This is a genomic window from Staphylococcus sp. Z5-21 (assembly GCF_056529615.1).
The window spans coordinates 1,301,317-1,314,895 of sequence record NZ_CP096462.1; the positions used below are offsets into that span (position 1 = coordinate 1,301,317).

General features: G+C 32.1%; 14 protein-coding genes and 1 riboswitch. Of the genes, 10 read left to right on the top strand and 4 right to left on the bottom strand.

Annotated features, from left to right (window positions below; translation table 11 throughout):
• Nucleotides 1-315: 315 nt before the first annotated feature.
• Nucleotides 316-1,800: a glucose-6-phosphate dehydrogenase gene (gene zwf / locus M1D64_RS06470; RefSeq protein ID WP_037538404.1), complete on the bottom strand. Its 1,485-nt coding sequence runs from the start codon at nt 1,798-1,800 to the stop codon at nt 316-318.
• A 150-nt stretch (nt 1,801-1,950) separates the two neighbouring features.
• Here zwf and rnz point away from each other — a divergent pair, with 150 nt between their 5' ends.
• Complete coding sequence (gene rnz, locus M1D64_RS06475; protein ID WP_002483224.1) at nt 1,951-2,871, top strand: ribonuclease Z; 921 nt, start codon at nt 1,951-1,953, stop codon at nt 2,869-2,871.
• 152 nt (nt 2,872-3,023) lie between these two features.
• Here the strand turns inward: rnz and proC are convergent, their stop codons facing one another.
• Complete coding sequence (gene proC / locus M1D64_RS06480) at nt 3,024-3,839, bottom strand: pyrroline-5-carboxylate reductase (RefSeq protein WP_011303054.1); 816 nt, start codon at nt 3,837-3,839, stop codon at nt 3,024-3,026.
• Nucleotides 3,840-3,990: 151 nt separating this feature from the next.
• On the opposite strand from proC, the gene M1D64_RS06485 reads away from it, so the two are divergent.
• Nucleotides 3,991-4,749 carry an SDR family NAD(P)-dependent oxidoreductase gene (locus tag M1D64_RS06485; protein ID WP_002483226.1) on the top strand — a complete coding sequence of 253 codons (759 nt, stop codon included), beginning with the start codon at nt 3,991-3,993 and terminating at the stop codon, nt 4,747-4,749.
• Between the two features lie 108 nt (nt 4,750-4,857).
• Here M1D64_RS06485 and M1D64_RS06490 read toward each other — a convergent pair whose 3' ends face one another.
• Nucleotides 4,858-5,772, bottom strand: a complete 915-nt coding sequence (locus M1D64_RS06490) for an aldo/keto reductase (RefSeq protein WP_002483227.1) — start codon at nt 5,770-5,772, stop codon at nt 4,858-4,860.
• A 159-nt stretch (nt 5,773-5,931) separates the two neighbouring features.
• Between M1D64_RS06490 and M1D64_RS06495 the strand changes: the two genes are divergently transcribed.
• The 3 genes from M1D64_RS06495 (at nt 5,932) to xerD (ending at nt 7,951) form a co-directional block, all read left to right on the top strand.
• On the top strand, nt 5,932-6,474 hold the full coding sequence (locus M1D64_RS06495) for an NUDIX hydrolase (RefSeq protein WP_037538405.1): 543 nt from the start codon (nt 5,932-5,934) through the stop codon (nt 6,472-6,474).
• A 103-nt stretch (nt 6,475-6,577) separates the two neighbouring features.
• Nucleotides 6,578-7,024: a ferric iron uptake transcriptional regulator gene (gene fur, locus M1D64_RS06500; RefSeq protein ID WP_002483229.1), complete on the top strand. Its 447-nt coding sequence runs from the start codon at nt 6,578-6,580 to the stop codon at nt 7,022-7,024.
• A 39-nt stretch (nt 7,025-7,063) separates the two neighbouring features.
• Nucleotides 7,064-7,951, top strand: a complete 888-nt coding sequence (xerD, locus tag M1D64_RS06505; RefSeq protein WP_002483230.1) for a site-specific tyrosine recombinase XerD — start codon at nt 7,064-7,066, stop codon at nt 7,949-7,951.
• Nucleotides 7,952-8,019: 68 nt separating this feature from the next.
• Here xerD and M1D64_RS06510 read toward each other — a convergent pair whose 3' ends face one another.
• On the bottom strand, nt 8,020-8,526 hold the full coding sequence (locus tag M1D64_RS06510) for a DUF309 domain-containing protein (RefSeq protein WP_002483231.1): 507 nt from the start codon (nt 8,524-8,526) through the stop codon (nt 8,020-8,022).
• A 91-nt stretch (nt 8,527-8,617) separates the two neighbouring features.
• Between M1D64_RS06510 and M1D64_RS06515 the strand changes: the two genes are divergently transcribed.
• From M1D64_RS06515 to M1D64_RS06535, 5 genes are all read left to right on the top strand, one after another.
• A complete protein-coding gene (locus M1D64_RS06515; RefSeq protein ID WP_041080657.1) occupies nt 8,618-9,352 on the top strand; it encodes a segregation and condensation protein A in 735 nt (244 codons plus the stop codon).
• Entirely contained in the window at nt 9,336-9,884 is a 549-nt protein-coding gene (scpB, locus tag M1D64_RS06520) for an SMC-Scp complex subunit ScpB (protein WP_002483233.1), read from the top strand. The genes M1D64_RS06515 and scpB overlap by 17 nt, the downstream gene beginning before the upstream one ends.
• On the top strand, nt 9,877-10,614 hold the full coding sequence (locus tag M1D64_RS06525) for a pseudouridine synthase (RefSeq protein ID WP_002483234.1): 738 nt from the start codon (nt 9,877-9,879) through the stop codon (nt 10,612-10,614). The genes scpB and M1D64_RS06525 overlap by 8 nt, the downstream gene beginning before the upstream one ends.
• A 126-nt stretch (nt 10,615-10,740) precedes the next feature.
• Nucleotides 10,741-11,466, top strand: a complete 726-nt coding sequence (locus M1D64_RS06530) for a response regulator (RefSeq protein WP_011303060.1) — start codon at nt 10,741-10,743, stop codon at nt 11,464-11,466.
• A complete protein-coding gene (locus M1D64_RS06535) occupies nt 11,450-13,213 on the top strand; it encodes an ATP-binding protein (RefSeq protein ID WP_037538600.1) in 1,764 nt (587 codons plus the stop codon). The genes M1D64_RS06530 and M1D64_RS06535 overlap by 17 nt, the downstream gene beginning before the upstream one ends.
• A 219-nt stretch (nt 13,214-13,432) precedes the next feature.
• A riboswitch (FMN riboswitch) is annotated at nt 13,433-13,568 on the top strand.
• Nucleotides 13,569-13,579: the final 11 nt, after the last annotated feature.

Below are 13,579 nucleotides of genomic sequence, written 5' to 3' on the forward strand. Positions count from 1 at the left end.
CTCACGAAGTAACCCTCTATATTTATCAGCCGATGTATCAACTGAATAACACAAAAAACATATGATCCGTGTTTTACTACTCTTAAAAAATGACTACATAATATAATATGTTTTTAACTGATTAAGTATATTCTACATCATTTTCATTCCGCTTACATCTTAAAAATATTAAATAGGGTAAAATGTAAATAAGTTATTTGGCATTCACTTTTTTTACTCAATAGCTTAAATCATAACATAAAAAATAGTTAACAAAAAAGCATCAACATTGTAAAGTTACAAATGTTGATGCTCGTATGATTAGCAATATATTATTTAATGAATATCGTCCCACCATTTGAAACCATCTCTACTTAATAATAAATCACTATCAAGCGGACCATTAGAACCTGACTCATAATTAGGGAACTCTGGTTCATTTTGATTCCATTCTTCTTGAATTGCATCTACAAACTTCCATGTAGATTTTAATTCTTCCCAATGTGTAAAGTTTGTAGCATCACCATTTAAACAATCAAACAATAAGTTTTCATATGCATCGACTGTGTTCATTTTATCTTGTGCACTCATTGCATATGATAATTGAACAGGTTCTGTCTCTATGCCTTGTACATTTTTCTTAGCATTTAAGTGTAATGACACACCTTCATTAGGCTGAATATTGATTACAAGTAAGTTTGAGTCTAATTTTTTATCAGTTTCATAATACAAGTTCATTGGCACTTCTTTAAATTCAACAACAACTTGTATTGTTTTACTCTTCATACGTTTACCAGTTCTAATATAAAAAGGTACGCCTGCCCATCTAAAGTTATCGATCGTTAATTTACCTGCTACGAAAGTAGGGGTAGTTGAATTTTCAGCAACACGATCTTCATCTCTATATTTTGGTACTTTTTGACCTTGGATTACACCTTCATCATATTGACCACGGACAAAGTTCTGTCTCACTTCTTCTGGTTCTAATTTTCGTAATGATTTAAGCGCTTTTACTTTTTCTGCTCTAATATCTTCACTGTGTAAACTGATAGGCGCTTCCATAGCAAGTAGGGCAACCATTTGTAGCATATGGTTTTGTACCATATCTTTTAATGCACCACTTGATTCATAATAACCACCTCTATCTTCTACACCTAATACTTCAGAAGAGGTTACTTGGATATTGGAAATATATTTGTTATTCCATAGTGGTTCGAACATTGCATTTGCAAAACGTAACACTTCGATATTTTGTACCATATCTTTACCTAAGTAATGATCAATACGATAAATTTCTTCTTCTTTAAATGAACGACGTAATTGTTCATTTAAATCTTCAGCAGAGGCTAAATCAGAGCCAAATGGTTTTTCGATGACTAAACGTTTGAAACCAGTCGTTTCTGTTAATCCAGATGATTTTAAATAATCAGAAATTACACCAAAGAATTTTGGCGCCATAGCTAAATAGAACAATCTATTACCATTTAAATTAAATTCAGTGTCTAGTTTATTACTAACTTCTAGTAATGATTGATAGCTTGCTTCGTCACTTACATCGTGTTTATGATAAAATACATGTTCCATAAATTTATCAAGATGCTTCGTGTCTTTAACATGTTCTTGAATAGATGATTTCACTTGACTACGAAAATCATCATTTGTTAACTCTCTTCGACCTATACCAATTATAGCAACTTGTTCATTTAAATTTTCTTGTTGATATAGATGGAACAATGATGGGAATAATTTTCTGTGACTTAAATCACCCGTTGCTCCGAATATTGTTATTAAGCATGGAATGTCTTTATTTTTAGTATTCAAGATCAAAACCTCAATTCTTTTTATAAATCTCTTTATATTATAGAACAATAATCTGTTTAGTTCATACCTTTTTGCTTGAGAGAAGAAAATTTTAATATATTTTTTATTCTTTTCTATGATAAAATGTGAACAAGAAGAGGAGGCATATGCATGGAAATCACATTTTTTGGTACGAGTGCTGGTCTACCAACAAAAGAACGAAATACACAAGCAATTGCATTAAACTTGGAACCATATTCTAATAATATCTGGCTATTTGATGTCGGTGAAGGTACACAACACCAAATATTGCATCATTCTATTAAATTAGGAAAGGTAGATCACATTTTTATAACGCATATGCATGGCGACCATATTTTTGGGTTACCAGGATTATTAACGAGTAGGTCGTTTCAAGGTGGTGAAGGTAAGCCACTAACACTCATTGGACCTAAAGGAATTAAAGCATATATAGAAACGACTTTACGTTTATCTGAATCTAAATTAAATTATCCAATTACATATATAGAAATCGAAAACCACTTATCCTATCAAAATAATGGTTTTAATGTAGAAGCGCATATGTTAAATCACGGTATACCTTCTTTCGGATATCGTATCGAAGCACCCTATACATCTGGAAAAATAGATGTATCGGCGCTTAAAGAAATTGGGTTAGAGCCTGGGCCTAAATATCAAGATGTAAAAAATAATGAAACATTTGAATATAATGGCATTATTTATAATTCCAAAGATTTTAAAGGGGATGCTGTGAAAGGACCTGTTATCGCTATATTTGGTGATACAATGCCGTGTCAAAATGAAGAAATCATCGCCGATCATGCTAATGTTATGGTTCATGAAAGTACTTATATAGAAGGTGATAAATCATTAGCAAACAATTATCATCATAGCCATATTGAGGATGTATTTACACTAATAGAAAATGCCCACGTAGATTATAGCTTGATTACACACATGAGTAATCGTTACACAATTGAAGAAGTTGAAACGATTAGTAAATCACTCAAATCACTTCCCACTACACCTCCATTTAAATTTGTGAAAGATTTTGATTCGTGGTCTTTTTAAAACTTGCTTATAATAATGAATATAGTGGAAATTAAAATCCCATATATAAAATACCCTTTAAAGTGAAATTTTTAGAACTTCTACTTTAAAGGGTATTTATAATTTTATGAAAAAACATGTTTCTATTTATTATTGTTGTAAAATGTCAGTCCTTAATCTTCATCCTGGCTTGAAAGTTCAACGCTACGATCCACTGCAGCTCTCAAACAATCCTCAAAAACACTTTCTAAGTCATGTTGTGAAAGGGCATTTAACCCTGCTTGAGTAGTGCCACCTTTAGATGTGATGTTTTTTCTAAGTTGTTCCATGCTTAATTCAGAACGTTCAATCATTTTACTTGTTCCAATAATTAAGTTGCGAATCGATTCTTCGACTTGTGCTTTTTCCAAACCTAAGCGTGTACCAGCTGTAACATATTGTTCGAATACATGGTATAAAAATGCTGGACCACTTCCTGTAATGGCTGTCACTTGATGTAAATTGTCCTCTGGAACCTCTATTGCTGAACCAAAGGCATTAATTAATTCATCGACTTCATCTTTAGAATTTGGACCAAAATTACTTGAAAAACTAATTCCAGTAACTGAATGACCTACATGTGCATTGGTATTTGGCATAATACGTGCAATTGGATTGTCCGCTTCCAATTTTTCTCTTATATAACTAATAGGTAAACCAGCCATGATAGAGATAAATTTATTTTTGTCTGTTATAAATGGTTTAATTCTTTCTGCTAATGATTCGAAATCATAAGGTTTAGTTCCTAAAAATACATAATCTGCCGCTTTTAATAACGCTTCATCATCATAACTATAATTGACACCTAACTTTTCAGCATATTCTTTAAGTGCAACTTCATTAGAACGATTTGTTAAATAAATATCATTGGAATCTATAACTTTAGAATTAACGATACCTGTAAAAATTGCATGTGCCATATTACCAGCACCATAAAATACTAGTTTCATGTGAACATTTCACTTCCTCTGAGTTTTTATGTTTCATTTATGTATCTATAGTAACATAGTTTCACAATATGCCTAATATTTCCATAATAAATGGCATAACGTAATGACTTCATATATACTATCCATATACTAACAAAGGGTAGGGATACATATGATAGGTAGACATTATGTCTTAACAGGCGCATCAGGTGGATTAGGTAAATCTATCTTACACATTCTATTACAAAAACAGGTCTATGTGACTGCACTGGTACGTGACGTTAATAAGCTAAAGCCGCTTCAATTAAAATATGGCTCCTCACATTTAAAGATTATCCAATGTGATTTACAGTCCACATCGCAAATCGTCCAACTTAGCAACCATTTTAAAGGACAATCCATCGATGGTATCATCTATAGTTCTGGGTTAGGTTATTTCAAATCAATTGATCAACACACAATAGAAGAAATGCAAGAAACATATATGTTAAATGTAATTAGCTTTAATTCATTATTAACTACATTACAACCACATTTCAGTCGCATGCCTACAATCGTAGGCATTGGAAGTCAGTCTGCATTTTTGACACAAGCTTCTGCTGCCCATTACGGTGCTAGTAAAGCTGCATTTAATCAAGTACTAAATGCACTCCGTATTGAAAAACCCAATTACCATGTACTAACAGTTAATACAGGACCGATAGCAACACCATTCCATGAAAAAGCAGATCCTTCATTAACATATTCAAAAAAATATAAAAAAATCATGCTAAACTCCGATAAATTAGCTCAACGTATTGTTAATGCGATAATCACTCAAAAAGAAGAAATTAATGCACCCAGTTGGATGCATCATCTCTTACGTATTTATCAGTTAGCACCTCGATTTATTGAAAAACACTTCACTTTTTTATTTAATAACAAATCTTAATCAATATGAGTAGTTATACAATATTAAAAGCGTATGAGTAAGATTAAATAGGATACAGTTTAGTTCACTTTCCTATCTAAAATAACTCATACGCTTTAATTGGTTAACTTATTTTAAATGTTGCGTGTATTCTAAATTTTTAACGCGATCACGTGCTGCTTTCAATTTTTCTAAGCTGATATCTTTAGACAGTTTATAATTTTCAACATTTTCATCCAGTTGATTCACACTACTTGCCCCTACAATGATTGAACCTAACGCATCATGAGAGGTTAAGTAATTAAATGTTAAACTGGAGAGATTGCTTTCGATTTCTTTAATAGATGCAACAGTTTCGCCTAATTCAGGATATGTGTAATCAAAAATACCTTCTGAAAACTTACGATCTAAGGCTTGATTACTGTTAGAAGTTAACAATCCTTTAAAAACTGGACCACGAGCTAAAACTTTTACTTTTTTAGCATGTACATCATCTAATAAAGCTTCCGGTCTGTTATCTATTAAATTAAATTGAGACATGAGTGTTTCAATATCACTATGTTTTAAATAATAATTGATAACATTGGGTCTAATTGAAGAAATACCATATGCTCGGATGATGCCTTCTTGTTTCAATTCATCGAATGCAGCAATCGTTTCATCTAGGGGATCATCTATCGTTCCACCATGTAATTGATACAAGTCTAAATGGTCAAGTCCTAAGCGACTTAATGAACCTTTTACTGCTTCTTTAATGTATGCTTTCGAAGGGTCCCAAAATGTAGAACCATCATCAGCTAAATGATTTCCTACTTTAGAACCAATGACGATGTCACTTCTATCTTGATATTTTTTAAGTGTTTTACCTACAATATCTTCATTTACACCTTTATCATATATATCTGCTGTATCAAAGTAAGTAATACCATGTTCTATTGCACGTTCTATAATTGGTTCAGCTTGGTTAATATCTGTGCCTAAACTCATACAACCTAATCCTAATTCTGAGAGTTCAATACCACTTTTTAAAACATTTTTTTGCATGTCGTTTCTCCTTTCGATACACTCAAATCATAGGGATTAAAAATAAATTTACTAAATACGATTTATTTGTCATTTGAAATACTTATTTTAATTGCTCCCTATATACTAACGTATTTATCTTAACAGTAACTTAAATCAAATTAAAGGAACGTGATTAAAATGAATTTATATGAGAAAACAATACATAAAGAATCCATTTATAAAGGCGCAATTATTGATTTAGAAGTCCACGATGTTGAATTACCCGATGGCAACACATCTAAACGTGAATTAGTTTATCATAATGGGGCAGTCGCAGTTTGTCCGGTGACACCTGATAACAAAGTCATCTTAGTAAAACAATTTCGTAAACCAGCTGAAAAGCCATTATTAGAAATTCCAGCAGGCAAATTAGAAAAAGGCGAAGAACGACTTTCTGCAGCTAAGCGTGAATTAGAAGAAGAAACAGGTTATATAGCTGAAGATTTAGAACTAATTACAGAAATGTACGGTTCTCCTGGTTTTTCAAATGAGAAAATTTCCATATATATGGCTAATAGTTTAAAAGTTGGAGAAATGCATCTCGATGATGATGAATTTATTGAATTAGTATATTACGATGTAGACGACATTAAAGATATGTTAAAAAATAAGTATTTCGAAGATGCTAAAACGATTATTGCATTACAACATTTACTCCTTAATTATAATGATTATAAATAAGAAGCAAGTTGACTTGCGTATTTTATCAATTACTGGTATTTTATATATAAATCATTATGTAAATTAAAATGATTATAATTATTAGTAGGGGAGTGAGGCTTCCGTGGAAGAACGTTTAAATCGCGTGAAGCAACAATTACAACAATCTTCATATAAATTGACACCTCAACGTGAAGCTACGTTGCGTGTTTTAATTGAAAATGAAAAAGATCATTTAAGTGCTGAAGATGTTTATTTAAAAGTGAAGGACAAAGCACCTGAAATAGGTCTAGCAACAGTATATCGTACGTTAGAGCTATTATCAGAATTAAAAGTTGTTGATAAAATTAATTTCGGAGATGGCGTCGCTCGTTTTGATTTACGTAAAGAAGGCGCAAAACATTTTCACCACCACCTTGTTTGTATGGAATGTGGCAAAGTAGAAGAAATTGAAGAAGACTTATTGCCACAAGTTGAAGAACGTGTCGAAAATGATTTTAATTTTAGAATTTCTGATCATCGTTTGACATTCCATGGTGTATGTTCTGATTGCCAGGCATTGGGTAAATAACTCAGCTACGTACACCATTTTAAAGATAGAGGTGGTATCTTGGATACGATTATTGAAGAATATTTGAAATTCATTCAATTAGAAAAAGGATTAAGCTCGAATACAATAGGAGCTTATCGGAGAGATTTAAAAAAATATAATACGTTTTTAGAGTTACAAAAGATTAGTCATATTGATTTTATTGATAGAGCATCCATTCAACAATGTCTGGGGTATTTACATGATAATGGCGCTTCTGCTAAATCGTTAGCACGGTTTATTTCAACAATTAGAAGCTTTCATCAATTTGCGTTGAGAGAAAAGTATGCTGCAAAAGATCCAACTGTACTTATCGAGACACCCAAATATGATCGCAAATTACCTGATGTATTAGAAATAAATGAAGTGTTAGCACTATTGGAAACGCCCAATTTGGCTAAAATAAATGGCTATCGAGATCGCACAATGCTAGAGTTATTATATGCGACAGGCATGCGTGTTTCTGAGCTCATCCAAATTGAGTTAGAAGATGTAAATTTAATTATGGGCTTTGTCAAAGTATTTGGAAAAGGTAATAAAGAGCGTATTGTACCTTTAGGTGACACAGTAATAGAATATTTAAAGACGTACATAGAAACCATTCGTCCTCAATTGTTGAAGAAAACAGTGACGAATACCTTATTTCTAAATATGCATGGCAAACCTTTATCAAGACAAGCTATATGGAAAATGATTAAACAAAACGCTATCAAAGCTAATATCACAAAATCATTAACACCACATACATTGAGACATTCATTTGCCACGCATTTACTAGAAAATGGGGCGGATTTACGTGCAGTTCAAGAAATGTTAGGACATTCTGATATATCTACCACACAATTGTATACACATGTATCCAAATCACAAATTAGAAAAATGTATAATGAATTTCATCCACGTGCATAAACACAGACAAGTTGATTCGTTGAATAACTCGCCTGTGTTTTTATATGCAAACAATTGGTTTAGTACTTTTATTTTCTATCTTGTTGTTTTTGATATAATGCGTTTAAACGAGCCTCATTCACTTCTGTTCTATCTCTTTCTAAATGATGATTAACAATGTAACTATCTCTAATAACATATTCCGTCATGATATAGTTTGGATACGTTGTTAAAATTTTTTGTTGCATTTGTGAAGTGATTGGTAACTGTACTGGTGCAAATTGTTGACCATTTTCAATAGCATGTACTAATTCAGCAATCACTTTTTGGTATGCTTTGATATCAATACCTAGATTGATTTCTTCTTTGTAAGGTTCAATAACTTTTAATGCTTTTCTAAAAGATTTGATAGCACCTTTATCATTTTCTCTACGAAAGTGATAACATCCAGTTGCAAATAAAATTAAACTGACGACAGCGTCATCCTTACTGAAAGATTTATTTTCCTTCCAAGCTTCCTCTAAAATGTCATGACATAAAAAGTAATGTTGATTCGTATGAAATTGAAAATAAAATTCCTTTAATGCATTTTCCATAAAAAACCGCTCCAAATTTAAATGTTTTCATTAAACATGCTATAATACTTTAGTGAATTACGCACTTAACTTGCGATATGAGGTAGATAAAATGTACGAAGTAAAACTAGATGCCTTTAATGGACCATTAGATTTATTATTGCATCTTATACAAAAAATTGAAATTGATATTTATGATATTCCTATGAAAGCATTAACTGAGCAGTATATGCAATATATACATACGATGAATCAATTAGAAATTAATATTGCTAGTGAATACTTAGTCATGGCTTCAGAATTATTGATGATAAAAAGTAAAATGCTTCTACCTCAAACGAATGAAGTGGAAGATTTAGATGATGATCCACGAGACGAATTGGTGGGTCGTTTAATCGAATATCAAAATTATAAAGCCTACACTGAATTTTTAAATGAACGTAAAGTCGAACGTGCTTTATATTTTTCTAAACATCCAACGGATTTATCCCATTTAGAATCCAATGAAACATGGAGCCCAGATAATACAATTGATTTAACAGAATTAATCATTGCCTATCAAAAAGTAAAAAACAGAGTTGAGTTCCATACACCTAAAACAGTAGATATACGTAAAGAAACATTCACAATACAACAAGCAACTTCACAAGTCACTGATAAATTAAAGCAGCATGAGTCCTTTAACTTCTTTAGCTTATTTAATTTTACAGAACCGATAGAAATGGTAGTGACACATTTCTTAGCTATACTTGAAATGTCGAAATCCGGTATAGTAAATATTGAACAAGCAAAAAGTTTTGATGATATTAATATTTTAAGAGGAGTAAACTATGGCGTTGCAAGATAAAGGCATATTAGAAGCACTACTATACACAGCCGGAGACGAAGGTTTGGATCAACAGCAACTACTAGAAATTTTAGAAATTGAACCAACAACATTAACAGAATTAATTGAAGCGTATGATTCACCCGGTTTAACGATTCAACACTACGGTAATACTTATGTATTAACTACCAAGAAAGAAGCATCTGATTATATCGAACAATTAATTGAACAAAAATCAAAAATGAAATTATCACAAGCTGCAATGGAATCTTTATCCATCATTGCATATAATCAGCCCTTATCACGCAGTGATATTGAACTAATTAGAGGTATTAATTCAGACGGCGCTGTTAAAACATTAATCGCTCGCGGTTTAGTAGAAGCTAAAGAGGAAGCCGATTCTAGAAGTCATCAACTTTATACCACTGAACTATTTTTAAACGTATTTGGTATTGAACATTTAGACGATTTACCTACTACAGACGAAGAAGATGAAGAAATCGAAGCGTTCTTTAGTAACTTAGTTAATCAAAAAGGAGATAATCATGAATAAAGATACAGAAAGACTTCAAAAACGTATTGCCAACAGTGGCTATACTTCACGTAGAAAAGCAGAAACTTTAATTACTGAAGGCAAAGTAAAAGTGAATGGCACAGTTGAAACTGAATTAGGCACTAAAGTTAAACCTTCTGATAGCATCGAAGTAGAGGGTATCAAATTAGAACAAGAAGACAAATTATATATACTATTTTATAAACCTGCACAAGTCATCACCAGTGTTTCAGATGACAGAGGGCGTAAAGTTGTAACTGACTACTTTAAACAAATTAAAACAAGAATTTATCCAGTTGGCCGTTTAGATTATGATACATCTGGTTTATTATTACTGACAAATGACGGCGAATTCACTAATCTTATGACACATCCACGTTATAAAATAAAGAAAAAATATGTAGTAAAATTAAAAGGTTATCTCATGCGTGAAGAAGTGAAATCGCTTGAACAAGGTGTCCAACTAGAAGATGGTGTTACTCAACCTGCTATAATTAAAGTGAAAAATCAAGATAAAGATAAAAACACAACATTAGTTGAAATCACTATTACTGAAGGACGTAATCGACAAGTGCGTCGCATGTTTGAACATTTTGGACATCAAGTAACCAAATTGCAACGCATTGAATTTGGACCATTAAACTTGAAAGGTTTAAATGCTGGTGAAGGTAGAGTACTTACGCCACACGAAGTTAAAATGATACGCCAAATTGCAGAACACGGTAATTAATCTGAATTTAAATTATCAACTATGATAATTTTTTCACAAACTTTTTCTTCATAACCACTTTTAACCTTAAAGCTATGATATAATATGGTTGAATTAGAAAGTTAGTCGTGTGGGAGGTATATACGTATGTCAAACGAAATACTAATTGTAGACGATGAAGATCGTATTAGAAGATTATTGAAACTATATCTCGAAAGAGAATCTTTTGAAATACATGAAGCAAATGATGGAAATGAAGCATATAGAATGGCAATGGAACATGACTATGCTTGCATTTTATTAGATTTGATGCTACCTGAAATGGATGGCATTACCGTTGCGTCTAAATTAAGAGAGCATAAGGAAACACCCATTATCATGTTAACTGCTAAAGGTGAGGAAACAAATCGTGTAGAAGGATTTGAATCTGGTGCGGATGACTACATCGTAAAACCATTCTCTCCAAGAGAAGTGGTCCTACGTGTTAAAGCATTATTAAGACGTACACAAGTGGCAACTGCCGAACAAAGCGAACCACATGCACGTGATTTAATAGAATTTGATCACTTAGTGATTGATAACGATGCACACAGAGTGTTGGCAGATGGTAGTCAAGTGAATTTAACACCTAAAGAATATGAATTATTGATTTTCCTAGCAAAAACACCTAATAAAGTATTTGATAGAGAACAATTACTAAAAGAAGTATGGCATTATGAGTTCTATGGTGACTTGCGAACTGTAGATACTCACGTTAAACGTTTAAGAGAGAAATTAAATCGTGTATCAGAGGACGCTGCACATATGATACAAACTGTATGGGGTGTTGGTTATAAATTTGAAATCAAATCAAATAATGAATCAACTCAATAGCGTCGTCATTAAACTGTGGTTAACTATTATTTTTATAGTGACTACAGTTTTAATTTTATTAAGTGCAGCGCTTATAACGTTTATACAATCTTATTTCACGCAAGAAACAGAAGACTCATTATTAAAAGATGCAAAACGAATTAGTCAACTTTTAGAAAGCGCAGATAATAGAGAAACTGCAATTCAACATAGTAGAAAATTAATCGAAGGACCAGTTGGACTTATCATAATGAATGATAAGCATATAGATAGACAGGATAAAGATAAAACGAAAAACAAAATGGTCAAAGAAATTAAAAAAAGCAATGATTACAATCAAGTATTTAATAATGGTAAACAAGTTTCTGAACATGTCACCTTAAATATGAATGGAAATCAACGAACTTATGTATTAATCGGTTATCCTACAAAAGCCATTTCATCAGCGGATAATCACACAAATAAGTTTAGTGGTGTATTCATTTATCAAGACTTAAAAACGATTGAAGACACAAACAATGTCATTACCGTTATCATTTTAATTATTGCGATTATCTTTTTAGCGATAACAACTATCTTTGCCTTCTTCTTATCTTCTAGAATTACAAAGCCTTTAAGAAATTTAAGAACACAAGCGTTAAAAGTATCTAAAGGTGATTATGCGCAAGTTGTCCCAGTCAATTCGCGAGATGAAATAGGGGAATTATCACGCGCATTTAATACAATGAGTTCCGAAATACAGCAACACATTGACGCGTTATCTTCATCTAAAAATATCCGCGATAGTCTAATCAATTCAATGGTAGAAGGCGTATTAGGCTTTAATGATAAAAAAGAAATTATCATTTCAAACAAAATGGCTAATACTACATTGCAAATGTTAGATGATTTTGCTTTAGAAAAACTTGATGAACAAAATGAACTTACATTTAAAAATAAAAAAACGCAATTTGAAGTTTATGAAATTAACACGCGCTATTTTGTAATTATTACAAGTTATATCGAACAAATTCAACCTGATGGTCGTAGTGGTATTGTAGCTATCATTCGTGACATGACTAACGAACATAATATGGACCAAATGAAAAAAGACTTTATTGCGAATGTATCACATGAATTACGCACGCCTATATCTTTACTGCAAGGGTATACAGAATCCATCGTTGATGGTATCGTCACCGAACCTGCAGAAATTCATGAGTCACTTTCAATTGTGTTAGATGAAACAAAACGCTTGAACAGATTAGTGAATGAGTTATTAAATGTTGCTCGTATGGACGCAGAAGGATTAACTGTAGAAAAAGTTGTTCAACCCATTGATCATTTGCTTGATAAGGTGCAACAAAAGTATCAAAAACATGCTAAAGATTTAGGTTTAAATATGAATTTAAGTCCAAATACTCACAATCAGATGTGGTATTATGATTCTGATAGAATTGAACAAGTATTAACCAATCTTATAGACAATGCTTCAAGATATACTGAACCAGGTGACGAAATAAAGATTGAGTATGGAGAAACGCAAACTGAAAATATCCTTTATATTAGTGACACTGGATCAGGCATAGCACCTGAACATTTACAACAAGTATTTGATAGATTCTATAAAGTAGACACTGCTCGTAAAAGAGGTAAACAAGGAACAGGATTAGGATTGTTCATATGTCGCATGATTATACACGAGCATGGTGGTACTATCGATGTTAAAAGTACGCTTGGTAAAGGGACTACATTTATCATCACTTTACCAAAACCTAAAACAAACTGATTTATCTTTAATAATTCTAATCTATTACAAATCCGTTACAAGCGTGGTACTACTACGGCTTGTGACGGATTATTTTCGTTGGTAGCTTGAATTTAATTTTATTTTTAATCATTTTATCACATGTGTAGTACACACAATGGCTAGGCAATGAGTTATTTTAAGCAATTCTATTGTTTTTATCTGACTAATAAGCTATGATAAATTTATAAAATTTAAGAAATTCATCTTCGGGGTAGGGTGCAATTCCCAACCGGCAGTAAATAAAGCCTGCGACCCATTTTATTATATATAATAAAATGGCTGATCTAGTGAAAATCTAGAGCCGACAGTAAAGTCTGGATGGGAGAAGATGGAGGACATGATTTG

Excerpts from the sequence above, each read along its gene's own strand:
- M1D64_RS06495 (WP_037538405.1), top strand. The coding sequence starts at position 5,932 with ATGAATTTATATGAGAAAACAATACATAAAGAATCCATTTATAAAGGC.
- M1D64_RS06490 (WP_002483227.1), bottom strand. The coding sequence starts at position 5,772 with ATGCAAAAAAATGTTTTAAAAAGTGGTATTGAACTCTCAGAATTAGGA.
- M1D64_RS06515 (WP_041080657.1), top strand. The coding sequence starts at position 8,618 with ATGTACGAAGTAAAACTAGATGCCTTTAATGGACCATTAGATTTATTA.
- M1D64_RS06525 (WP_002483234.1), top strand. The coding sequence starts at position 9,877 with ATGAATAAAGATACAGAAAGACTTCAAAAACGTATTGCCAACAGTGGC.
- proC (WP_011303054.1), bottom strand. The coding sequence starts at position 3,839 with ATGAAACTAGTATTTTATGGTGCTGGTAATATGGCACATGCAATTTTT.
- M1D64_RS06485 (WP_002483226.1), top strand. The coding sequence starts at position 3,991 with ATGATAGGTAGACATTATGTCTTAACAGGCGCATCAGGTGGATTAGGT.
- M1D64_RS06535 (WP_037538600.1), top strand. The coding sequence starts at position 11,450 with ATGAATCAACTCAATAGCGTCGTCATTAAACTGTGGTTAACTATTATT.
- M1D64_RS06530 (WP_011303060.1), top strand. The coding sequence starts at position 10,741 with ATGTCAAACGAAATACTAATTGTAGACGATGAAGATCGTATTAGAAGA.
- M1D64_RS06510 (WP_002483231.1), bottom strand. The coding sequence starts at position 8,526 with ATGGAAAATGCATTAAAGGAATTTTATTTTCAATTTCATACGAATCAA.
- scpB (WP_002483233.1), top strand. The coding sequence starts at position 9,336 with ATGGCGTTGCAAGATAAAGGCATATTAGAAGCACTACTATACACAGCC.
- rnz (WP_002483224.1), top strand. The coding sequence starts at position 1,951 with ATGGAAATCACATTTTTTGGTACGAGTGCTGGTCTACCAACAAAAGAA.